The sequence below is a fragment of the Sediminihaliea albiluteola genome, assembly GCF_014077625.1.
GTDB lineage: Bacteria > Pseudomonadota > Gammaproteobacteria > Pseudomonadales > Halieaceae > Sediminihaliea > Sediminihaliea albiluteola.
In genome coordinates this window covers 188,992-208,819 of record NZ_JACFXU010000014.1, presented here as the reverse complement: position 1 = coordinate 208,819, position 19,828 = coordinate 188,992, and the positions used below count along the sequence as shown (strand labels likewise).

Here is a 19,828-nt window from a genome sequence, read left to right as displayed (position 1 = left end):
AAATGGGTCTTTTCAGGGCAGTGCCGATAGTACAGGGGATTGTTTAACTCCCCGGGCTACGAATCCGGCCCATTGTACAGGTAACTGCTGGAGGACCGCTAGGGCTTCTCCTTCAGAATCGAAGCTTGCGAATACGCAGGCGCCGGTTCCGGTTAATCTGGGCTCTCCGAATTTTGTCAGCCAGTCTATCGCTTCTGCTACCGCGGGGTAGTTCGCGATCACTAGGTCCTGACAATCGTTCCGGGATGCTCCCTGAAAAAAGGCGGCCATTGTGATCGGCAGACTGTCTCTTGTCAATCGCTCTTCGGAAAATATTTTTGCCGTAGAGATATGGCAGCCCGGATGGACGACAAGATACCACAATTGTGGCAATTCTACTCGCTGGAGTAGCTCGCCGGTGCCTTCTGCCCAAGCGCTGTGTCCGGCGACGAAGACTGGCACATCGGCGCCGAGTGAATTGCCGAGTTGTTGCAGGGCGCTGTTGCTGTAGCCGCAGTGCCACAAATGGTTAAGTGCCAATAGGGTGCTAGCTGCATTGGAGCTGCCGCCGCCAAGGCCGCCGCCGGTGGGAATGCGCTTGCTCACTTCAATGTCGACTCCGAGATCATCTCGTTGAAGTAATTTTGCGGCCCGGGTAATGAGGTTTTGTTCAGGGGCTAGATCCAGTGTGTCGCCACTGATGCGTATCTGCCCGCTGTGGTTGGCCTTAAAGACTAAGGTGTCCCCGTAATCGAGCAGTTGAAACAGAGTCTGTAGATTGTGATAGCCGTCGGCGCGCCGACCGGTTATGTGTAAAAACAGGTTCAATTTAGCCGGTGAGAGAAGCTCAAGGTGCTGCGTCACAGTTCATCTCCAGTGAGCCAATGACGGATAACTAAACGGGCGCTGGTTGCGCCCCGCTTTACTTGCAGGCGGGTGGGTAGGGTGTAAGTGCCAAAAGTGGCGTAGCCTTGAAATTCCACTTGCCAGCCATCTTGTTGCAAAGAACGCAGTAGCTCTTGTTCGATTTGCAGCTCGCCTGGTGCTGCACCCGGCTGTGGAATACCGCGAAGCCAATAGGGTAGCGCGGCCAGTGGTAGGTCCCAACCGGTATTAAGCTGAATAGCATGAGGGCTAGAGATATCCATCTGTTGGTGCTCGTTGCCGCGCTGTATGTCTAGGGTTTTGCCATCGCTGGTAATGCGGGTGGCGGCCATGCCGAGTGGGCCGCTCAGTTGTAGCTCGCTGTGTTTGCCGCGCTGGCGCCACAGCAGGTTGGCTGATTCCGCCTGCCCGGCATTGCGCAGGGCTAACTTGCCTTCAGCTTGCCAGTTCTGCAGTTGTGCGAGGCGCAGGCTGCGCTGCCCCCAAGAGCTTTGAGCACTGTCGGTGGCTGTGGGGCTAGAGGCGCAGCCAGCTAGCAGAGCCAGAACAGTGAGTAGGGTGACAGTCAGTGAGCGTGTCATCAGGGAGAAACTTGCAGCAGGCCAACATCAAAGCGCTGGATGGTGCTCAGCAGGACCTCGTGCTGGGGCGCCTTCTGCAGAGCTTTGCGCCAGATGCTGCGGGCGCGATCCTTATCGCCGCTCATCCACAGCGCTTCCCCCAAGTGGGCCGCTACCTCGGGGTCGGGAAATGCTGCAAAAGCGCGCTCTAGGAAAGACAGGGCCTCGCTATAGCGCGCTTGGCGGTAAAGTACCCAGCCCATGCTATCGAGAATGGCGGGCTCACCCGGCTGCAGAGCTAGGGCTTGCGCGATGAGTTGCTCGGCTTCCCCCAGGCGCTTGTTGCGATTGGCCAGTGAGTAGCCCAATGCGTTGAGTGCGGTGGCGTTGTCTGGCTCGCGTTCGAGTATGGTCCGCAGATCGGATTCCATCAGTGCGAGGTCGCCTTGCCGTTCGGCTAAAATAGCCCGGCTGTAGCGCAGTGGGCTGGAGTTGGGCTGCTCGTCTAGGGCTCGATTGAGCAGCTGCAGGCTCTCTCGAGAGTGGCCAGCACGCATGAATAATTCGGATTCAAGGACATACAGGCGCTCGGCCGAGTTCGGGTGTTGCTGGCGTAGCTCGTCAAACAGGCTTTTGGCCTCAGCCATGCGCTGACTGTTCAGCAAGATGTGGCCGAGGCGGCCTTTGGCGCGGAAAAAATCAGGGCTGTCGGCTTCCTCCAATGCCATGTAAGAGGCTATCGCTTCTTTGGTGTGGCCCTCTTGCTCCGCGATGCGCCCGAGGTAGTAATGCGCCTCATCGACGCGCTGCCCCAAGGCGAGTAGTTGTCTCAGATAAGCTTTAGCGGCGAGATTGTCATCAATCTCGTGGTTAATCAGCGCCAGCGAGAACAGTAAGTTGCCATCGCGTGGGGAGTTTGCCGACAGGATTTCAAACTGCTTGCGAGCGGCGCTCATGTCACCTCGAGTGAGTAAGCGCGCGTACTTTAAGCGCAAATTATCGTCGTCGGGAGCGCTGTTCAGTGCGCTTTCGATATGAGCGAAAGGTTCTTTGGCATTCTGCTCTAGTAATAGTTTGGCCTCTAGCAGTAAGCCCTGGTGGTGATTGGGCTCCAGCGCAAAAAGCTGCTCCAAGATCTGCAGCGTTTGTTGGGGCCTCTCCAGTGAGTCGTGTGCTAGCGCGCGAGTCAGCAATAGTGAAGTGTTGCTGGGAATTTCAGCAGATAAGGCATCCATCTCAGCGACAAGGGATTGCTGCTCGGCGGCTGACAGCGCTCGAAAGCGGTTGAGCAGCATCGGGAAGTTGGCCTGCTCGCCCTGGCGTGCAATGACCGCCAAGTGCGGCAAGGCCTCTGCTGTGCGGCCAGCTCTGGCCAGCAAAGTGGCCAGCGTATCGTTCGCTTCTAGGCTGTCGGGCTCGAGTTCTGCCCACAGTTGTACTGCCTGTAAGGCCTCGGCCTCGCGCTGCATAAATTGAGCGATATGCGTGGTGTGGGCACTGACGCCGCGGTCCTGCAGTGCTTGTGACTGCTCAAGATATTGCTCCAGGGCGATGTCGTAGGCCTTCCGGCGCAAGGCGAATTCAGCGAGGAGTAAGGGGTAGACAGACTCCCCGGGTATGGCGCGCTCCGGTGCTGCTGCGGGCTTGGGCGTGGCGCTTTGTGGTGCTGCGCTGCTCGGTGGATCTGAGACAGCTGGGCTCGGCGCGGAGGTGCAGGCTCCAAGTAGGGCAACTAAAGTGGCAGCAGTGAACAAACGGAACATAGTAGGGAGAGGTCCAGATATTGGTAGTACAATCACGCTAATCATGACACAAGCAATGAGTGAAACCTACTGCACCATTACCCGCCCTAGGCCCATGCCTAGTGGCTTTTCCCGTGATTATTTGCCTAGTAACTTGTTAGAATCGCAGGAAAATTTCTGTGAATATGCTATGGTGCGCGCCCATTCGCCAGAAGAAACCAATTAAGCAGTCGGCTCTGCTGACCCTAGCTAAATACTCATGAATTTCCTTGTCCTTGGCATTAATCACACCACCGCAGCTGTCGATGTGCGCGAGCGCGTGGCTTTTGCGCCCGAACAGGTGCCAGAGGCCCTCGAGGCCTTATGCGGCCTGTCGAGTGTAGAAAATGCGGTCATTCTTTCCACTTGCAACCGCACAGAAGTTTATGTGACAAGCTGTGGCGACTACGCTTTGTCTGAGCAGGTGACTCGGATTGCTGAGTGGCTGGCAAACTACCATCACCTGTCGGTGGACGAGCTGCGCACAGCGGCCTATCACTTTCAGGCAGAACATGCTCTGGAGCATGTGGTGCGAGTGGCCAGTGGCTTAGATTCCATGGTGCTGGGCGAACCCCAAATCTTCGGGCAATTGAAGTCAGCTTTCGCAGTCAGTGTGAATACTGGCGTCGTGGGGGCGGAGCTCAATCGCCTGTTTCAGCGTATTTTTGCCTTAGCTAAGCGTGTGCGCACTGATACCGCCATTGGCGAAAATCCGGTGTCGGTGGCCTATGCAGCGGTTGATCTGGCCGGCCATATTTTCACCGATCTCGGTACTTGCCATGCACTCTTAGTCGGCGCTGGAGAGACCATTGAGTTGGTTACCCGGCACCTCATTGAAGCGGGGGTGGAGCGCATTACCATTGCCAACCGCACCTTGGATCGCGCCCGAGAATTGGCACAAAAGTTTGGTGCCGATGCGGTGTTGCTGGCAGATATCCCCGAGCAATTACAGCATGCGGATATCGTCATTAGCTCTACGGCCAGTCAACTTCCCATTTTGGGTAAGGGAGCTGTTGAGCGGGCCTTGAAGAAGCGCAAGCACCGTCCTATTTTGATGGTGGATATTGCCGTGCCGCGCGATATAGAGCCCGAGGTGGGTGATCTTCGCGATGTGTATCTGTACAGCGTTGATGACTTGCACGATATCGTCGATAAAAACTTGCGTAATCGCCACAGTGAGGCGCGCAAGGCTGACCTAATGATTGCCGAGGGAGTACAGGCTTACCTCGAAGAATTACGCAGCATGGCGGCGGTGGACTCGGTTCGCGAATACCGCCGTATGGCGGAGCAATTGCGGCAGCAGGAGCTAGACCGAGCCCTGCGCGCCCTGAGCCGCGGGGATGACCCGCAGGTGGTGGTAGCCCATCTCGCTAGGGGTATCACCAATAAATTAATTCATGCGCCGACCGCAGGGCTTAAACAAGCCAGCATCGCAGGCCGTCAAGACCTGCTGCTCAATGCTCGGCGCCTGCTTGGTCTAGAACAAGCAGAAAGCGATACTCGCCGCCCAGCAAAGCCGGCTGCAACGAAGGCCGCTGTTGAGGCACCAGCTAGCGCCGCAGATAAAGAGCGGCCCACTTCCTCCACATCCACATCGAGACGCACGCTGCAATGAAAGCTTCCCTGCTAACCAAACTCGACACCCTGACCGACCGTCACGAAGAAGTTTCTGCGCTACTTGGTGACAGTGAAACAATTTCTGATCAGGACCGCTTTCGCGAGTTATCGCGAGAGTATTCTGAGCTGGAAACAGTGGTGCAGTGTTATCGCCGTTACTGCGCGGTTAAAGAGGACATTGAAGAGGCCAAGGCGATGCTCGATGAAAGCGATCCAGAGATGGTCGCTATGGCCGAGGATGAAATCGCCACTGGCAGTGAGCAACTTGAAGCTCTGCGATTGGAATTGCAAACGCTGCTACTGCCGCGCGACCCACGCGACTCCCACAACGTGTTTTTGGAAATCCGCGCTGGCACTGGTGGCGATGAGGCGGCAATTTTTTCTGGCGATCTGTTTCGGATGTATTCTCGCTACGCTGAGCAGATGGGTTGGCGCATGGAAGTGTTGTCCGAGCGCGCTGGCGAGCACGGCGGTTTTAAAGAAATTATTGCGCGGGTCGAGGGGCGTGATGTTTACGCTCAGCTTAAGTTTGAGTCGGGCGCCCATCGGGTACAGCGGGTGCCGGAGACTGAGTCGCAAGGGCGCATTCATACCTCGGCCTGCACGGTGGCGGTAATGGCTGAGGCCGAGTCGGTAGACGAGATTGATATCAACAAAGGCGACCTGCGGATCGATACCTATCGCGCTTCCGGTGCCGGTGGTCAGCACGTTAACAAAACGGATTCAGCGGTGCGCATCACCCACTTGCCATCGGGTATTGTGGTGGAGTGTCAGGATGAGCGCTCGCAGCATAAAAACCGAGCCCGTGCGATGTCGCTGTTGCAGGCCAAGTTGCTCAACAGTGCGCAGGACAAGCAAGCGGCAGAGCAAGCTGAGGAACGGCGCAACTTGGTGGGCACCGGTGATCGCTCCGATCGTATTCGCACCTATAACTTTCCCCAAGGGCGAATTACCGACCACCGTATCAACCTGACCCTCTACAAATTGGATGAGGTGATGGAAGGCGATATGGACGCGATTATTGGGCCCTTGCGACAGGAATACCAAGCCGATCAATTGGCCGCTTTGGCCGACGGTTGATGACAGTGTTGCGCTGATGGCTTCTGTTCGCGAGTTGTTAGCTTTATCGGCGGAGCTGGAATCTGATAGTCCCGGGCGCGATGTTGAAATCCTTTTATGCCACTGCCTCGATAAGCCTCGCAGCTGGTTATATACCTGGCCGGAGAAGGAGCTTCCGGCAGCCGTTGAACAGCGCTTTCGGCACTTGTTCAGTGAGCGAGTTAAAGGTCGGCCAGTAGCGCATTTAATCGGCTGGCGCGGATTTTGGACCTTGGATTTAGAGGTTTCCGCTGACACCCTGATTCCCCGGCCTGACACCGAGACACTGGTCGCTTGGGCCTTAGAGTTGCCATTGCCGGAGCGCGCTGCGGTAGTGGATCTGGGTACGGGCAGTGGCGCGATTGCCTGCGCTCTGGCAGTGGAGCGTCCCGCTTGGCAGGTGACAGCCACTGATATGAGTGAGGCCGCCTTGGCTGTAGCTCAAAGGAATAACGAGCGGCTCTGCGCGGGGCGCTTGCGCTTACTGCAGGGCTCTTGGTTCGCGCCGCTGGCTGCAGAGCGCTTCGATCTCATCGTCAGCAACCCCCCTTATATTGAAAATCAGGATCCACATTTATCCCAAGGTGATCTGCGCTTCGAGCCTCGCTCTGCCCTAGTGTCGGGTGCTGATGGGCTAGATGATCTGCGCCATATTGTCAGTGGCGCCGCAAAACAGCTGACAGAGGGTGGTTACCTCTTGGTGGAGCACGGTTTTCAGCAGGGTCCCGCGCTGCGTGAGATCTTGCGCAGCGCGGGATTTAGCGAGATCGCCACGCGCTGTGATTTAGAGGGGCAGGATCGCATAAGCGGAGGGCGCTGGAATGCTCAGTGACAGTGACTTAGAGCGCTATAGTCGCCAAATCTTGTTGCCGGGCTTTGACATCGCGGGGCAAGAGCGGCTGCGCAACAGCACAGTATTGATCTTGGGCTTGGGGGGCCTCGGTAGCCCCGCAGCGCTATATTTGGCCGCCGCTGGTGTCGGTTGTCTGCGTCTGGCCGATGGTGACGCGGTGAAATTGAGTAATCTGCAGCGCCAATTCATTCATAGAGAGGCGGATTTGGGGCGCAACAAAGCTGAGTCAGCAGCAGCTGCAATAGCTGAGCGCAACCCAGCTGTTGTCGTTGACTTACTCGCTCGGCGACTGGATGAAGCGGCGCTAGAGGAGGCCATGCAGGGAGTGGATGTGGTGCTCGACTGCAGTGACAATTACCCGATCCGCTACGCCCTTAATCGAGTCTGTCTCAAGCACGGTATTCCGCTGATATCGGCAGCGGCAGTTCGCAGCGAGGGGCAGTTGGCGGTCTTTGATCCGCGAAGTGGCGGCGCTTGCTACCGCTGTCTATACCCTGAAGCGGGTGCAGAGAGTGCCTTGAGCTGTAGTCAAAGTGGAGTGCTTGGGCCGGTGGTCGGTGTGCTGGGAAGTTTGCAGGCCCTAGAGGCGATCAAATTACTCAGTGCTTATGGCCAGGTTTTGCGCGCTGAGCTGTTGCTGATGGACTTAGCAACATTAGATATTCAGCGAGTTGGCCTCAGCGCGCGCCCCGCTTGTCCAGATTGCTCTGCCTATAGATAAATCCGCTAGTACAAAGCAATAGCGCTGCGAGGGAAAACTTTCCCCTCGCAGTGTTGTCTCAGCAAGTGGGAGTAATATTGTGGACCAACTATGAACGCCCTTGTTAAGGCATATTACGCACTGCACAACAGCCTACTTACGCCGCTGCGGCACCTAGATGGCTTGGCCCCTCTGGCTATACGGCTCTATCTGGCGCCAGTTTTTTTGCTCGCTGGTAGCGGTAAAATTGCCAATATGGACAATACCATCGAGTGGTTTGGCAACAGCGAATGGGGCCTGGCTTTACCCTTTCCAGAGTTGCTCGCGCCGCTGGCGGCTTATACTGAGTTTATTGGCGCCTTATTCTTGTTGGCCGGTTTGGCGGTGCGCTGGGTCAGCATACCCTTGATGGTGACGATGCTGGTGGCTGCTATAACCGTGCACTGGGGCAATGGTTGGGCGGCAATAGCTGACTCGAGCGCTCAGGATGTGGCGCTGCGTTTAGGGGAGGCCAAGGAGATTTTGCGTGAGCACGGCAATTATCACTGGCTTACCGAAAAGGGTAATTTTGTGATCCTGAACAACGGTATCGAGTTTGCTGCAACCTACTTTATTATGTTACTGGCCTTATTGTGTATGGGCGGCGGCCGCTACCTGAGTGCTGATTACTTTATATCGCGCCTCTACCCACCGCCAAGTAAGCCCTCCCTTTAAAAGGCCGCTATAGTGTTGCAAGCCTAGCTGTAATGCAGGGGCTGTCTCGAGAGGAAAGGCGCCGCTGGCTCAATAAAAGGTGCTAGACTGGTGCGTTTTTTGAACAGTGACAGGAATCTTTAGTGATTAAACGTTTAGTAAGCCGCATCGTAGGCAAGGGGCAACCCAAGCCTAAGTCGGCATCGGCGGCAGAAGATGGCGCCAAGGCTGCACAGCCCAGTAGTAGTCCAGCTGAAACAGCCAAAACCTCCAAGCGACAAGCGCCCAATAGTGCCAAGCGCGGCGCCAAGCGTCAGCGCAAAGCTAAAAAACAGGCTCCAGCCAAGCCCTGGTCACTGGATGATTTTCCGGTAGAGCCCCAGGAAGGGCAGACTCGTTTCCACGATTTAGGGCTGCAAGTTGAGCTGATGCATGGCATTGCTGACTTGGGCTTCAAATACTGCTCCCCCATTCAGGCGGCAGTTTTACCGCACACCTTGCAAGGGCACGATGCCATCGGTAAGGCGCAGACGGGTACCGGTAAAACAGCGGCCTTTTTGGTTACGATTTTCAATGACTTGCTGAGCCATCCAGTAGAGGGCGAGCGCTTTACTGGTGAGCCTCGCGCTTTAGTCATTGCCCCAACTCGAGAGTTGGTTATGCAGATTGCCGCCGATGCCGAAGATTTAGCGCGTCATACGGGCTTGCAAACCGCTACGCTGATCGGCGGCATGGACTATCAGAAGCAGCTCAATCGCTTGAGTCGCAGCGTGGTTGACTTGGTGGTGGCCACCCCTGGTCGCTTATTGGACTTTATGGGTCGGCGCGATCTATTCCTCGATCAGATAGAGATCCTAGTGCTCGATGAAGCTGATCGAATGCTCGATATGGGCTTTATCCCCCAGGTCAAACGTATTGTCCGAGCGACGCCGCGCAAGGAGGATCGTCAAACCCTGCTGTTCTCCGCCACCTTTACGCAAGATATTCTCAATTTGTCCGAGCAGTGGACCTATGAGCCGGTTACCGTAGAAATTGAGCCAGATCATGTGGCCACGGATACCGTTGATCAGAAAGTTTACTTGGTCAGCAGCCAGCAGCGCTATAAGGTCTTGGCCAATCTCTTACGCAGCCCCGAAGCGAGCTCTGTGATTGTCTTTGCCAACCGGAGAGATCAGGTGCGCAAGTTACATGAACGCCTGCGAAAAGCGGGCGTGGCGGCGGGTATTTTGTCCGGCGAAGTACCACAGGCCAAGCGCACCCGTACTTTGGAGCAGTTCAAGCAAGGCGAGATAAAAGTCCTAGTGGCGACTGATGTGGCGGGTCGCGGTATCCACGTGGATGGTGTCAGTCACGTGGTTAACTACAACTTGCCGGAAGATCCCGAGGATTACGTGCATCGCATTGGTCGTACTGGTCGCGCGGGGGCTACAGGCACTTCTATTAGCTTTGCTAGTGAAGACGATGCTTTTCTGCTGCCTGATATTGAAGTTTTGCTGGGTAGCCCCTTGGAGTGTACCCACCCGCCGGCCGAACTTTTGAGCTAAGGCTAGCTAGGTTTTAGCTAGTCTGGCCTGTGCATAGCGAGTATTTGGCTCAGCTGTTGCTGTGGCTCGTATTAGCCCGCTATTGTTCGACCTATTGGCGCCCGCAGTTCTGCTGGCGCCAGTTCCTTGCTCCACAGCAGCGTGGCGCCGACAATCGCTGATGGCACCACGAAAAAGTTTAGCAGCGGAATGCCTGTGCACAGCGCAACTAAGCCGCCAAAGCCCATGCTGCTGAGACGTCGTGAGCGCACCGCATCTTTGACATCGGCAAAGCTCAGCTTGTGGTTATCCATGGGGTAGTCGACGTACTGAATACTCATCATCCAGGCTCCCAGTAAGAACCATAAGAAGGGTGCTAAAGCGTTGATCAGCGGAAGAAAGCTGATTAATAAAACGAAAGCTGCCATCGGCAGGTAGTACATCAGTTTAAAAATTTCCCTCACAATACTGCGTGGCACTTCCATTAAGGCGGCAGCAAAGCCCTCCAGTGCGTCTACTTGTCGACCGGTAATAAGTTCCTCGGCTTTTTCCGCGAGCAGAGAGTTGAAGGGCGAAGCAATAATCAGCGCCACGGCGGTAAAGACATAGCCAGCTAGTAAGCTAAACACGATGACTAGTACAGGCCAGATAATCCACTCAATGAAGGTCAGCCACTGGGGAATAGCGTTCATCCAGCCATCGATAGTGCGGCCTAGGTAGGCGTAACTTATGCCAAAGAGGGATGCGAATATGACGATGTTCACCAGCAATGGAATAATGACAAACAGCCGTAGGCGTGGATGTTTAAGTAGGCTGGCTCCCTGCAGTAAATAGCGGGCTCCCTGTATGGCATTACCTTTCATACTTTACTCCTTGGGGACTTCCACATTGCGGGCACAGGCACTGGCGACCCTTGGCGCTAGCTGGAATACGCGATAGGGCTTGGCTGGAAATGCTGCTGCTCTGGCACCAGCAGTGCTCAATACTTTGACCTGCACTTAAGGCGCATTGGTTGTCCTTATTGCACAGTGGGCAGAGCTTGGTGCTTGCGGGTTTGTGGTGACTGTCGTTCACAGCGGCTTACTCAATGACAATGAAGCGCTATAATATCGGAGTTATGGCAGGTGATGTAAATGGCTGACAACGAACGCGAACTGTTTGAGCAAGAGATGTCTGATGTGGTGCCGCTGAAACGTGAACCACGTGTCATATCTGGCATAGCTAAGGATGACCGCGACCGATCGCTGGAGCACCGGCGTCGCGCGGCGGTCACCGATAGCAATCTAGACGGCAACCCCCTGAGCGATCGAGAGATTGTCCCTCTGGACCCTTGGTATGTGCTGGAGTTTAAGCGACCAGGGGTGCAAAGCGGAGTGTTTCGCAAGTTAAAACAAGGTCGCTACGATTACGAGGCGCGCCTTGATATGCACCGTATGACCGTGGCGGTAGCTCGGCGCGAGCTTTTTGACTTCATTAGCGAGTGTCACCAACTGGGTTTGCGCAGCATCATGTTGATTCACGGTAAGGGTGAACGAAAGCCAGAGCGCGAAAAAAGCGCTATCTTAAAAGCTTATGTCGATATCTGGTTGCGTGATTTAGAGGTCGTGCAGGCTTTTCACAGTGCTCGTCCACAGCATGGGGGGACCGGGGCAGTGTATATCTTGTTGCGCAAAAGTGAGGACAGTAAACGCGCTAACCGGGAGCGCTTTAATAAAGGGCGTTTGTCCGGCACCACCTAGTGTGTGTGACGCCGGGAGTTGCGAGCTTGGGCTACTGCGCGCCGGCCGCTCGTAGAGTATCTGCGTAGTCACTGCCGTGGCGGTGTTCGCTGACAATCTCAAGCACACTGCGGCCATCGGTGCCGGTGGCGTTTATATTGCGCTTCTCTTCACAAAAGAATTGTACGAATAATTCGAAATCCGAGGCGCGCATGCTTTGATAGGCCTTCAATAGCATGTGGAAGTCCTCGTCCCTAGAGTCGTGGGGGCGGACATTGAGGAAGCTGCGTACGCGATCCTCTGTCCAGACTTCGTCGATTACCTTTTCTTTGTCTTTTTTCATGGTGCTGTATTCTACCTCTGAATATAGCTGAGCTGCTGGGCAGCTGCCCAGCAGCAAAATAGTTTTAGGGAGCGCTTAGACCAACTTTTTAGCTAGTAGTTGGTTAACCATTTGTGGGTTGGCTTGGCCTTTGGACAGCTTCATCACCTGCCCGACAAAAAAGCCAACTAACTTCTTGCGCTTGTTTTCATCAGCGGCCAGGTATTGCTCCACTTGAGCTTGGTTGTCAGCGATCACGCTATCGACCATGGCTTCTAATGCGCCACTGTCACTGACCTGCTTCAGGCCGCGCGCTTCGATGATGCTGTCGGCATCGCCCTCTCCACTCCACATTGCATCAAATACTTGCTTGGCAATCTTGCCCGAGATGCTGTTGTCGAGAATCCGCTGAATAAGTTGCGCTAGGTTTTCAGCTGGCACGGGGCAGTCGCTGATTTCTAGTTCGTCTCGATTGAGGCGCCCTAGCAGTTCGCCCTGTACCCAGTTGGCTGCGATTTTGGCATCGCCTGCTTTACTGGCAGTTGTTTCGAAGTAATCAGCTAGTGCGCGATGCGCTGATAATACACCGGCATCATAAGGACTCAACTCGTACTGAGTGATAAAGCGCTCACGTTTTTCTCGCGGTAATTCTGGCAAAGCTTCGCGCAGTGCTTCGATATAGTCCTCATCCAGCACAATGGGTAACAAGTCGGGCTCGGGGAAGTAGCGGTAGTCGTTGGCGACTTCTTTGCTGCGCATGGAGCGTGTTTCATTGCGGTCAGCATCGTAGAGCCGTGTTTCCTGCACGATTTGTCCGCCGTCTTCGAGAATATCCGACTGTCGTTCAATTTCGTATTGGATCGCCTTTTCTACGAAGCGGAAGGAGTTTACGTTCTTAATTTCAGCGCGTGTGCCTAAAGTTGTGGAGCCCGCGGGGCGCAGCGAAATATTGATATCGCAGCGCATCGAACCTTCAGCCATGTTGCCATCGGAGATTTCTAGGTAAGTCACTAAGCTGTGCAGGGCTTTGAGGTAGGCCACCGCTTCCTCGGCGCTGCGGATGTCTGGCTCGGAAACAATTTCCAGTAGCGGTGTGCCAGCGCGGTTTAAGTCGATACCGGTCTGGTCGTGGAAATCCTCGTGTAGCGACTTGCCGGCGTCCTCCTCTAGGTGGGCGCGAGTAATGCCGATAGTGCGGCTGCTGCCGTCTTCTAGCTGAATCTCAAAGCTGCCCTCACCGACGATGGGGTCGGAGAACTGGCTGATCTGGTAGCCTTTGGGCAGGTCGGGATAAAAGTAGTTTTTGCGATCAAACACTGAGCGGCGGCCAATTTTGGCGCCGATCCCTAAGCCAAACATTACCGCGTAGCGCACCGCTTGCTCATTCAGCACTGGCAGCATGCCGGGCATCGCTAAGTCGACCGCAGAGGCTTGCGTGTTGGCCTCGGCGCCAAAGGTAGTGGCCGAGCCAGAGAAGATTTTCGATTTAGTGGCCAGCTGCAAATGCACTTCTAGGCCAATAACAGTTTCCCACTGCATCAGAGATCAGCTCCTGTGATCGAGTCGGGGGTGAGGTTGTGCCAATTGGTCGCCTGCTGGAAGCGGTGCGCTACATTCAATAGGCGCGATTCGTCAAAGTGTTGCCCGATCAGCTGTAAACCGACCGGTTTGCCCTCTACTAGTCCCGCCGGCAGTGACATGGCAGGTAAGCCTGCCAAGTTGACCGCTAGGGTATAGATGTCTTCGAGATACATCGACACCGGATCATTGTTTTTACTGCCTAAAGCAAAGGCTGGGCCGGGGGTGGTGGGGCCAGCGATGATGTCGACCTGCTGAAAAGAGTTCATAAAGTCGTCTTTGATCAGCCGTCTGGCCTGCTGCGCTTTGCGGTAGTAGGCCTCGTAGTAGCCAGCAGAGAGGGCATAAGTGCCCACTAAGATGCGCAGTTTGACCTCATCGCCAAAGCCTTCTTCGCGACTGCGGGTGTATAGGTCGTCGAGGTCGCTAGGCGCGTCGCAGCGGTGACCGTAGCGCACACCGTCAAAGCGCGATAGGTTGGTGGAGGCTTCCGCGGGAGCCACAATATAGTAGGTAGGGATGGTCAAATTCGCGTGCGCCAATGACACTTCCACCAGCGTGGCGCCCTGTTGCTCTAGTTCTTTGAGAGCGCTTTCGATGCAAGCGGCTGTGGTACTGTCTAGGCCATCGCCAAAGTATTCTTTAGGCAGCCCGATACGCAGACCTTCCAGCGGACGGTTTAAATCGGCGCAGTAATCCGGCACCGCCCGTGCTGCTGAGGTGGAGTCCAGCGGGTCATGGCCGGCCATGGCATTGAGCAATAGTGCACAGTCTTCGGCGCTGCGTGCCATTGGCCCCGCTTGGTCCAAGCTCGATGCGTAGGCCACCATACCTAAGCGGGACACGCGCCCGTAGGTCGGCTTGAGGCCTGTGATGCCACAAAAAGCCGCCGGTTGGCGGATGGAGCCGCCAGTGTCGGTGCCTGTAGCAGCGGGGGTGAGGCCCGCGGCAATAGCAGCGGCAGAGCCGCCAGAAGAGCCGCCAGGGACTAAAGTGCTGCCCCAGGGGTTGCTAACCGCGCCGTAATAGCTGCTTTCATTGGATGAGCCCATCGCAAACTCGTCCATATTGGTTTTGCCCAGCATGACGGTGCCGGCCTCATTGAGTTGGCGTACAACGGTGGCGTCGTAGGGCGGAATAAAATTGTCCAGCATGCGCGATGCACAGCTAGTGCGGACGCCCTGGGTGCAAAAAACATCTTTGTGGGCAATGGGTATGCCGGTGAGTGGGCCGGCATTGCCGCTGGCGAGCTGGGCATCAGCCGCTTTTGCCATGGCTAAAGCTTGATCCTTAGACACGGTCAAGAAGCTATTGTATTGGCCGTCCAGCTGCTCGATGCGCTGCAATAGGCTGCTGGTCAGCTCTTGGCTGGAGAATTGTTTGTCACGTAGCCCACGCATGAGTTGGGCAACTGTTTGCTTATGCATGAATACTTCCTAGAAGTTGAGTTCGGCTTATTCGATGACTTTGGGCACGAGGTATAAGCCGTTCTCGACGGCGGGGGCAATGGTCTGGAAGGCCTCCCGGCGGTTAATTTCAGTCACTTCGTCGGCGCGCAGTGGCTGCACTGCGTCGAGTGGATTGGCCATGGGCTCAACGCCTTCGGTGTCGGCGGCCTGTAGCGTGTCCATCATGGCCAGAATATTTCGCAGGCGCTCGGTGACACCGGGTAGCTGCTCGTCTTTGATCCGGATGCGCGCTAGCGCGGCTATTTTTTCGATTTCATCCTGGTCTATAGGCATGGAATTTAGCTTGCTCTCCAACAGCGGTGGACGGGAGCTGCGAACGGCAGCTGGGGGCGTAAAGTTATCACATTTGCGCCTTGCCCAAAATCCCTGTGATTGATACAGTTAGCGACTTATCATAGGCTGCATAATGTCGATGCGCCGTCTCGAATTTTAGGCCGGTCCTCGGCTGGGATGTAGTCGGTAGGGCGCTTGTTAGCTGAAGCCCATAAAACCGGGCCTCCCGTTGTACTCACAAGGTAGTAAAATTTAATGCTGAAAAAACTGCGCGGAGTGTTCTCTAATGATCTCTCGATAGATCTGGGCACTGCTAACACTCTTATTTACGTGCGCGACAAAGGAATTGTTCTCGACGAACCCTCGGTGGTTGCGATCCGTATTCACAACGGGCAAAAGACCATTGAAGCTGTGGGTACTGAAGCCAAGCGCATGCTGGGAAGGACGCCCGGCAATATTACCGCCATTCGCCCCCTAAAAGACGGTGTAATTGCCGATTTTCAGGTTACTGAAAAAATGTTGCAGCACTTTATTGCCAAAGTGCACGAAAGCCGCTTCATTCGCCCCAGTCCCCGAGTGCTAGTCTGTGTGCCCTGCATGTCCACGCAAGTGGAGCGTCGCGCCATTCGTGAGTCCGCGCTGAGCGCGGGTGCCCGGGAAGTGCGCTTGATTGAAGAGCCCATGGCGGCGGCAATAGGCGCCGGTCTTGAAGTTGAAGATGCCACCGGGTGCATGGTGGTGGATGTCGGTGGTGGCACCACTGAAATTGCCATTATTTCGCTAAACGGCGTGGTCTATCGCGACTCTGTACGCCTGGGCGGCGATCGCTTTGACGAGGCCATTGTATCCCACGTGCGCCGCCGCTATGGCAGCCTTATTGGCGATGCTACCGCAGAGCGTATTAAGCAAGAAGTTGGCTGTGCTTTTGCCGGCAGCGAGCTGCGTGAAATCGATGTGCGAGGCCGTAACTTAGCTGAAGGTGTACCGCGGAGCTTTACGCTCAATAGCGACGAGATCCTTTCGGCGCTGCAAGATCCGCTGTCATCTATCGTGCAGGCGGTCAAATTGGCACTGGAGCAGTCTCCGCCTGAACTTGCGGCAGATATCGCAGAAAGCGGTATTGTGCTCACTGGGGGCGGTGCCTTGCTGCGCGACTTGGATCGCCTGATTTCTGAAGAGACTGGTTTGCCGGTCATCGTAGCCGATGATCCGCTAACTTGTGTCGCTCGTGGTGGAGGTCGCGCGATGGAGCGTATGGATCGCCACACCATCGACCTGCTCTCCACGGAATAATCCACTGCAAGATAGGGTGCATTGCTTCAATGCTTAGTTGTTTGCGGCAGGCTTAGGGAGCTGACATCAAGCCCTTATTCGTCAAAGAGTCCCATCTGGGGCTGCGGATCCTGATCACTGTCTTAGTGGTCGTAGGACTGATCACTGCCGATTTGCGTTTCAACGGCCTACAGCGTACCCGTGCACTCATAGATACCTTAGTGCTACCGGTCTACTGGGTGGCCGATATTCCTAGCCGCATCGGTGACTGGAAAGAGACTCATTTTGTGTCTCGGACTACGCTGCAGGAAGAGAGCGAGCGTCTGCGACGAGAAAACCTGATTCTAGAGGGGCGCACTCAGCAGATGGCCTCCTTGCAGGCGGAGAATGTGCGCCTGCGAGCTCTGCTCAATTCAAGCGCACTGTTGCGTGACGACGTGCTAGTGGCCGAGTTGATTGGCGTATCGCCAGATCCCGTGCGGCAGCAGGTAGTGCTGAATAAGGGCGCTAGAGATGGGGTCTACGTGGGGCAACCATTGATAGATGCCAGCGGCCTAATGGGACAAGTGGTGGATGTCAGTGAGTTCAGCTCGCGGGTCTTGCTGATTACCGATGTCACTCACTCCGTGCCGGTGCAGGTCAACCGCAATGGGGTGCGGGCCATTGCCGAGGGCAGCGGCAGCCTCTCCGCCCTCGAAATACATCATGTCTCTGCGACCACAGATATCCGAGTTGGTGACCTGCTCGTTAGCTCCGGCCTCGGCGGGCGCTTTCCGGTAGGTTACCCAGTGGCAGAGGTCGTTTCAGTAGAGCGTGACCCCGGCCAGCCCTTTGCTCAAATTTTAGCTCGCCCCAGCGCTGCGCTAGACCGCTCTCGTCATGTCTTATTGGTCTTTACTGCCGGACAGGCTGAGGAGTCCTGAGTCATGAATCAGCGCGCCCAGGGTTATTGGGTGGTGATGGCCAGTTTGTTCGTCGCGGCAGTACTTGCGGTGCTGCCCTTGCCTCCGTGGCTGGCTTGGGGGCGACCCGAGTGGCTGGCCCTAGTGCTGATTTACTGGTGCATTGCCTTGCCTCAGCGCATTGGCGTCGTAGTGGCACTGCTGAGCGGTCTCGCCATGGATGTGCTGGAAGGGGCGGTACTAGGGCAAAATGCCTTTGCTCTGTCGGTGTTGGCCCTGTTGTCAGTGGCTCTGTACCAGCGTTTACGAGTATTTAGTTTGTGGCAGCAAGCCGGCATTGTGTTCTTATTGATTGGCATCCATCAATTGATCTGTCAGTGGGTGCAAAACCTCCAGGGCATCGGTGAGCGCTCTCTGCTGTTTTTATTGCCTGCTTTAACAAGCGCCTTACTCTGGCCACTCGTGTTATTCCTATTGCGCGGACTGCGGCGTCATTTTAGAGTGGCCTGATATGCCGCAACTAATTCTCGCTTCTGCCTCTCCTCGACGTCGTGAGTTGCTTGCTCAGCTCGGCCTGAGTTGCCAAGTGCAAGCCGCTGATATCGATGAAACACCCGACATCGCTGAAAGCCCTGAACATTATGTCAGCCGGATGGCCTTTGAAAAAGCTGCGCTAGTGGCTGCGTCAGCGCCCGCTGGGGCAGTGGTGCTGGCTGCAGATACCAGCGTGGTGATTGATGGTGATGTCTTGGGTAAACCGCGCGATCAGCTCCATGGGCTGGCCATGCTGGCGCGTTTGAGCGGGCGCAGCCATCAGGTGATGACGGCGATTTGTCTGCTGGCGGATGAGCGCAAGGCAGAGGACTTGGTGGTCACCGAGGTGACTTTTAGCCGTTTAGATCGCAATCTCTGTGAAGCCTATCTAGCCACCGATGAGCCATGGGATAAAGCCGGGGCTTATGGCATTCAGGGCCTCGGCGGCGCATTGGTTGAATCGATTAAAGGCAGCTATAGCAATGTTGTCGGGCTGCCACTGGCCCAGACTTGGCGATTGCTGGCTCAGTTTGGTGTCACAACAGCTTTGGGGGTGCCGCCGTGAGTGAAGAGATATTAGTCAACGTGACGCCGATGGAAACGCGGGTAGCGGTAGTGGAGAACGGCGCCACGCAAGACATTCATATTGAGCGCAGTACCAGCCGCGGCATTGTTGGCAATATCTATGCTGGGAAAGTGGTGCGTGTGCTGCCGGGGATGCAGGCAGCTTTTGTCGATATCGGCACTGAGAAGGCCAGTTTTATCCATGTGGCAGATATCGTGCCACTCGATAGCAATGGTCGCGAAGATCGCTCGCGACAGAGCAGCGCGATTCGCGATCACCTTCATGAGGGGCAGAAAGTGATTGTGCAGGTGACCAAGGAGCCCTTGGGTACCAAAGGTGCACGCCTCAGCACGCAGCTGTCTGTTTCATCCCGCTATTTAGTCTTTATGCCACAGGTCGATCACGTGGGGGTATCACAGCGTATTGATGACCCGGAAGAGCGGCAGCGTCTGCAAATGGTTTTGGCTCAGGCCCTTGAGCAGGAAGAGATGCTTGGCAGCGGCGGTTATATCCTGCGCACTGCAGCAGAGGGTGTCGGGACCGAAGAGATCGCCGCCGATTTGCGATTCCTAAAGCGCTTGTGGGCAGCCGTCAGCCGTCGAGCCAAGGCTGCAGTGAAGGCTGAGTTGCTCTATGAGGACCTGCCGCTGCACTTGCGCACAGTGCGCGATTTAGCGCGGCCCGGGGTTGAGCGAATTCGCATCGATTCGCGCGAAAGCTTTAGCGCGCTGCAAGCCTTCTGTGAAGACTATGTGCCAGAAGTGGCGGGCTTGCTGGAGTGCTACAGTGGCGAGCGACCGCTGTTTGATCTGCACGGTGTAGAAGACGAAATGCAGCGCGCCTTAGCACGCAAGGTCGAATTGAAGTCTGGCGGCTATCTGATAATTGATCAGACCGAGGCAATGACTACTATCGATGTGAATACCGGCTCTTTTGTCGGTCGCCGCAACCTTGAGGAGACCATATTCAAAACAAACCTCGAGGCAGCAACGGCGCTGGCTCGACAGCTGCGCTTACGCAACCTGGGCGGCATTATTATCATCGATTTTATCGACATGAAAAATGCTGAACATCGACGGCAAGTGCAGCGTGCACTGGATAAGGCGATGCAGCGCGATCCGGCCCGCAATAAAATCACCGGCGTGTCCGAGCTTGGCTTGGTGGAAATGACCCGCAAACGCACCCGCGAGAGTCTTGAGCACATACTTTGCGAGGACTGCCCCGTATGTGGAGGGCGTGGCGTATTAAAAACTGCCGAAACCGTCTGCTATGAGATTTTTCGGGAAATTTTGCGCGATGCACGGGCTTATGAAAATGACCGACTCGCGGTACTAGCAGGGCAGTCGGTGGTGGACCGCTTGTTGGATGAAGAGTCCGCCAATGTGGCTGACTTAGAAGAATTTACCGGTAAAACGATTAGTTTTCGGGTGGAGCCCAACTACAGTCAAGAACACTTTGATATCGTACTGCTTTAATAGGGCATATCTGCAGCATGCTGCGATAGCC

Annotated in this window: 22 protein-coding genes; 13 read left to right on the top strand and 9 right to left on the bottom strand. The window is 55.6% G+C overall.

Translation table 11 applies throughout. The features are described 5' to 3' along the window. Positions 1–12: 12 nt before the first annotated feature. Genes ispE through H2508_RS07840 form a run of 3 tightly spaced genes read right to left on the bottom strand, consistent with a single transcriptional unit; the run spans position 13 to position 3,187 of the window. Positions 13–843, bottom strand: a complete 831-nt coding sequence (gene ispE, locus H2508_RS07850; RefSeq protein WP_182171540.1) for a 4-(cytidine 5'-diphospho)-2-C-methyl-D-erythritol kinase — start codon at positions 841–843, stop codon at positions 13–15. Then, complete coding sequence (gene lolB, locus H2508_RS07845; RefSeq protein WP_182171537.1) at positions 840–1,445, bottom strand: lipoprotein insertase outer membrane protein LolB; 606 nt, start codon at positions 1,443–1,445, stop codon at positions 840–842. The genes ispE and lolB overlap by 4 nt, the downstream gene beginning before the upstream one ends. Next, positions 1,445–3,187: a tetratricopeptide repeat protein gene (locus H2508_RS07840; protein ID WP_182171534.1), complete on the bottom strand. Its 1,743-nt coding sequence runs from the start codon at positions 3,185–3,187 to the stop codon at positions 1,445–1,447. The genes lolB and H2508_RS07840 overlap by 1 nt, the downstream gene beginning before the upstream one ends. Before the next feature lie 55 nt (positions 3,188–3,242). Here H2508_RS07840 and H2508_RS07835 point away from each other — a divergent pair, with 55 nt between their 5' ends. From H2508_RS07835 to rhlB, 7 genes are all read left to right on the top strand, one after another. Continuing rightward, positions 3,243–3,392, top strand: coding sequence for a hypothetical protein (locus H2508_RS07835; protein ID WP_182171531.1), 150 nt, complete (start codon positions 3,243–3,245; stop codon positions 3,390–3,392). Positions 3,393–3,425: 33 nt separating this feature from the next. After that, positions 3,426–4,820, top strand: coding sequence for a glutamyl-tRNA reductase (gene hemA / locus H2508_RS07830; RefSeq protein WP_182171528.1), 1,395 nt, complete (start codon positions 3,426–3,428; stop codon positions 4,818–4,820). Then, on the top strand, positions 4,817–5,902 hold the full coding sequence (gene prfA / locus H2508_RS07825) for a peptide chain release factor 1 (RefSeq protein WP_182171525.1): 1,086 nt from the start codon (positions 4,817–4,819) through the stop codon (positions 5,900–5,902). The genes hemA and prfA overlap by 4 nt, the downstream gene beginning before the upstream one ends. 16 nt (positions 5,903–5,918) lie before the next feature. Continuing rightward, positions 5,919–6,752 carry a peptide chain release factor N(5)-glutamine methyltransferase gene (gene prmC, locus H2508_RS07820; protein ID WP_182171522.1) on the top strand — a complete coding sequence of 278 codons (834 nt, stop codon included), beginning with the start codon at positions 5,919–5,921 and terminating at the stop codon, positions 6,750–6,752. Further along, on the top strand, positions 6,742–7,494 hold the full coding sequence (locus H2508_RS07815; protein ID WP_182171519.1) for a HesA/MoeB/ThiF family protein: 753 nt from the start codon (positions 6,742–6,744) through the stop codon (positions 7,492–7,494). Before prmC ends, H2508_RS07815 begins: the two co-directional genes overlap by 11 nt. Before the next feature lie 90 nt (positions 7,495–7,584). Beyond that, a complete protein-coding gene (locus H2508_RS07810) occupies positions 7,585–8,187 on the top strand; it encodes an HvfX family Cu-binding RiPP maturation protein (RefSeq protein WP_182171516.1) in 603 nt (200 codons plus the stop codon). Between the two features lie 335 nt (positions 8,188–8,522). Next, positions 8,523–9,710 carry an ATP-dependent RNA helicase RhlB gene (rhlB, locus tag H2508_RS07805; RefSeq protein ID WP_268920736.1) on the top strand — a complete coding sequence of 396 codons (1,188 nt, stop codon included), beginning with the start codon at positions 8,523–8,525 and terminating at the stop codon, positions 9,708–9,710. Between the two features lie 71 nt (positions 9,711–9,781). Here rhlB and cysZ read toward each other — a convergent pair whose 3' ends face one another. Together cysZ and H2508_RS15310 are read right to left on the bottom strand one after the other, a co-directional pair. Further along, a complete protein-coding gene (cysZ, locus tag H2508_RS07800) occupies positions 9,782–10,552 on the bottom strand; it encodes a sulfate transporter CysZ (RefSeq protein WP_182171510.1) in 771 nt (256 codons plus the stop codon). Next, complete coding sequence (locus tag H2508_RS15310) at positions 10,542–10,763, bottom strand: cysteine-rich CWC family protein (protein WP_182171507.1); 222 nt, start codon at positions 10,761–10,763, stop codon at positions 10,542–10,544. Before H2508_RS15310 ends, cysZ begins: the two co-directional genes overlap by 11 nt. 59 nt (positions 10,764–10,822) lie before the next feature. On the opposite strand from H2508_RS15310, the gene smrA reads away from it, so the two are divergent. Beyond that, on the top strand, positions 10,823–11,428 hold the full coding sequence (smrA, locus tag H2508_RS07790; protein WP_182171504.1) for a DNA endonuclease SmrA: 606 nt from the start codon (positions 10,823–10,825) through the stop codon (positions 11,426–11,428). Between the two features lie 31 nt (positions 11,429–11,459). Here smrA and H2508_RS07785 read toward each other — a convergent pair whose 3' ends face one another. From H2508_RS07785 to gatC, 4 genes are all read right to left on the bottom strand, one after another. Beyond that, positions 11,460–11,750 carry a PA4642 family protein gene (locus H2508_RS07785; protein ID WP_182171501.1) on the bottom strand — a complete coding sequence of 97 codons (291 nt, stop codon included), beginning with the start codon at positions 11,748–11,750 and terminating at the stop codon, positions 11,460–11,462. A gap of 75 nt (positions 11,751–11,825) precedes the next feature. Next, positions 11,826–13,268 carry an Asp-tRNA(Asn)/Glu-tRNA(Gln) amidotransferase subunit GatB gene (gatB, locus tag H2508_RS07780; protein ID WP_182171498.1) on the bottom strand — a complete coding sequence of 481 codons (1,443 nt, stop codon included), beginning with the start codon at positions 13,266–13,268 and terminating at the stop codon, positions 11,826–11,828. Then, on the bottom strand, positions 13,268–14,734 hold the full coding sequence (gene gatA, locus H2508_RS07775; protein ID WP_182171495.1) for an Asp-tRNA(Asn)/Glu-tRNA(Gln) amidotransferase subunit GatA: 1,467 nt from the start codon (positions 14,732–14,734) through the stop codon (positions 13,268–13,270). Before gatA ends, gatB begins: the two co-directional genes overlap by 1 nt. 27 nt (positions 14,735–14,761) lie before the next feature. After that, complete coding sequence (gatC, locus tag H2508_RS07770; protein ID WP_182171492.1) at positions 14,762–15,049, bottom strand: Asp-tRNA(Asn)/Glu-tRNA(Gln) amidotransferase subunit GatC; 288 nt, start codon at positions 15,047–15,049, stop codon at positions 14,762–14,764. 255 nt (positions 15,050–15,304) lie between these two features. Here gatC and H2508_RS07765 point away from each other — a divergent pair, with 255 nt between their 5' ends. From H2508_RS07765 to rng, 5 genes are all read left to right on the top strand, one after another. Further along, complete coding sequence (locus H2508_RS07765; protein ID WP_182171489.1) at positions 15,305–16,342, top strand: rod shape-determining protein; 1,038 nt, start codon at positions 15,305–15,307, stop codon at positions 16,340–16,342. A gap of 65 nt (positions 16,343–16,407) precedes the next feature. After that, entirely contained in the window at positions 16,408–17,244 is an 837-nt protein-coding gene (mreC, locus tag H2508_RS07760) for a rod shape-determining protein MreC (RefSeq protein ID WP_182173353.1), read from the top strand. Between the two features lie 3 nt (positions 17,245–17,247). Continuing rightward, complete coding sequence (gene mreD, locus H2508_RS07755) at positions 17,248–17,733, top strand: rod shape-determining protein MreD (protein ID WP_182171486.1); 486 nt, start codon at positions 17,248–17,250, stop codon at positions 17,731–17,733. Between the two features lies 1 nt (position 17,734). Beyond that, the gene (locus H2508_RS07750) at positions 17,735–18,322 is read left to right on the top strand and encodes a Maf family protein (RefSeq protein ID WP_182171483.1); all 588 of its coding nucleotides are present in this window, start codon (positions 17,735–17,737) and stop codon (positions 18,320–18,322) included. Beyond that, positions 18,319–19,797: a ribonuclease G gene (gene rng, locus H2508_RS07745; RefSeq protein ID WP_182171480.1), complete on the top strand. Its 1,479-nt coding sequence runs from the start codon at positions 18,319–18,321 to the stop codon at positions 19,795–19,797. The genes H2508_RS07750 and rng overlap by 4 nt, the downstream gene beginning before the upstream one ends. Positions 19,798–19,828 lie beyond the last annotated feature (31 nt).

Excerpts from the sequence above, each read along its gene's own strand:
- lolB (WP_182171537.1), bottom strand. The coding sequence starts at position 1,445 with ATGACACGCTCACTGACTGTCACCCTACTCACTGTTCTGGCTCTGCTA.
- H2508_RS07840 (WP_182171534.1), bottom strand. The coding sequence starts at position 3,187 with ATGTTCCGTTTGTTCACTGCTGCCACTTTAGTTGCCCTACTTGGAGCC.
- H2508_RS07835 (WP_182171531.1), top strand. The coding sequence starts at position 3,243 with ATGAGTGAAACCTACTGCACCATTACCCGCCCTAGGCCCATGCCTAGT.
- hemA (WP_182171528.1), top strand. The coding sequence starts at position 3,426 with ATGAATTTCCTTGTCCTTGGCATTAATCACACCACCGCAGCTGTCGAT.
- prfA (WP_182171525.1), top strand. The coding sequence starts at position 4,817 with ATGAAAGCTTCCCTGCTAACCAAACTCGACACCCTGACCGACCGTCAC.
- prmC (WP_182171522.1), top strand. The coding sequence starts at position 5,919 with ATGGCTTCTGTTCGCGAGTTGTTAGCTTTATCGGCGGAGCTGGAATCT.
- H2508_RS07815 (WP_182171519.1), top strand. The coding sequence starts at position 6,742 with ATGCTCAGTGACAGTGACTTAGAGCGCTATAGTCGCCAAATCTTGTTG.
- H2508_RS07810 (WP_182171516.1), top strand. The coding sequence starts at position 7,585 with ATGAACGCCCTTGTTAAGGCATATTACGCACTGCACAACAGCCTACTT.
- cysZ (WP_182171510.1), bottom strand. The coding sequence starts at position 10,552 with ATGAAAGGTAATGCCATACAGGGAGCCCGCTATTTACTGCAGGGAGCC.
- smrA (WP_182171504.1), top strand. The coding sequence starts at position 10,823 with ATGGCTGACAACGAACGCGAACTGTTTGAGCAAGAGATGTCTGATGTG.
- H2508_RS07785 (WP_182171501.1), bottom strand. The coding sequence starts at position 11,750 with ATGAAAAAAGACAAAGAAAAGGTAATCGACGAAGTCTGGACAGAGGAT.
- gatB (WP_182171498.1), bottom strand. The coding sequence starts at position 13,268 with ATGCAGTGGGAAACTGTTATTGGCCTAGAAGTGCATTTGCAGCTGGCC.
- gatA (WP_182171495.1), bottom strand. The coding sequence starts at position 14,734 with ATGCATAAGCAAACAGTTGCCCAACTCATGCGTGGGCTACGTGACAAA.
- gatC (WP_182171492.1), bottom strand. The coding sequence starts at position 15,049 with ATGCCTATAGACCAGGATGAAATCGAAAAAATAGCCGCGCTAGCGCGC.
- H2508_RS07765 (WP_182171489.1), top strand. The coding sequence starts at position 15,305 with ATGCTGAAAAAACTGCGCGGAGTGTTCTCTAATGATCTCTCGATAGAT.
- mreD (WP_182171486.1), top strand. The coding sequence starts at position 17,248 with ATGAATCAGCGCGCCCAGGGTTATTGGGTGGTGATGGCCAGTTTGTTC.
- H2508_RS07750 (WP_182171483.1), top strand. The coding sequence starts at position 17,735 with ATGCCGCAACTAATTCTCGCTTCTGCCTCTCCTCGACGTCGTGAGTTG.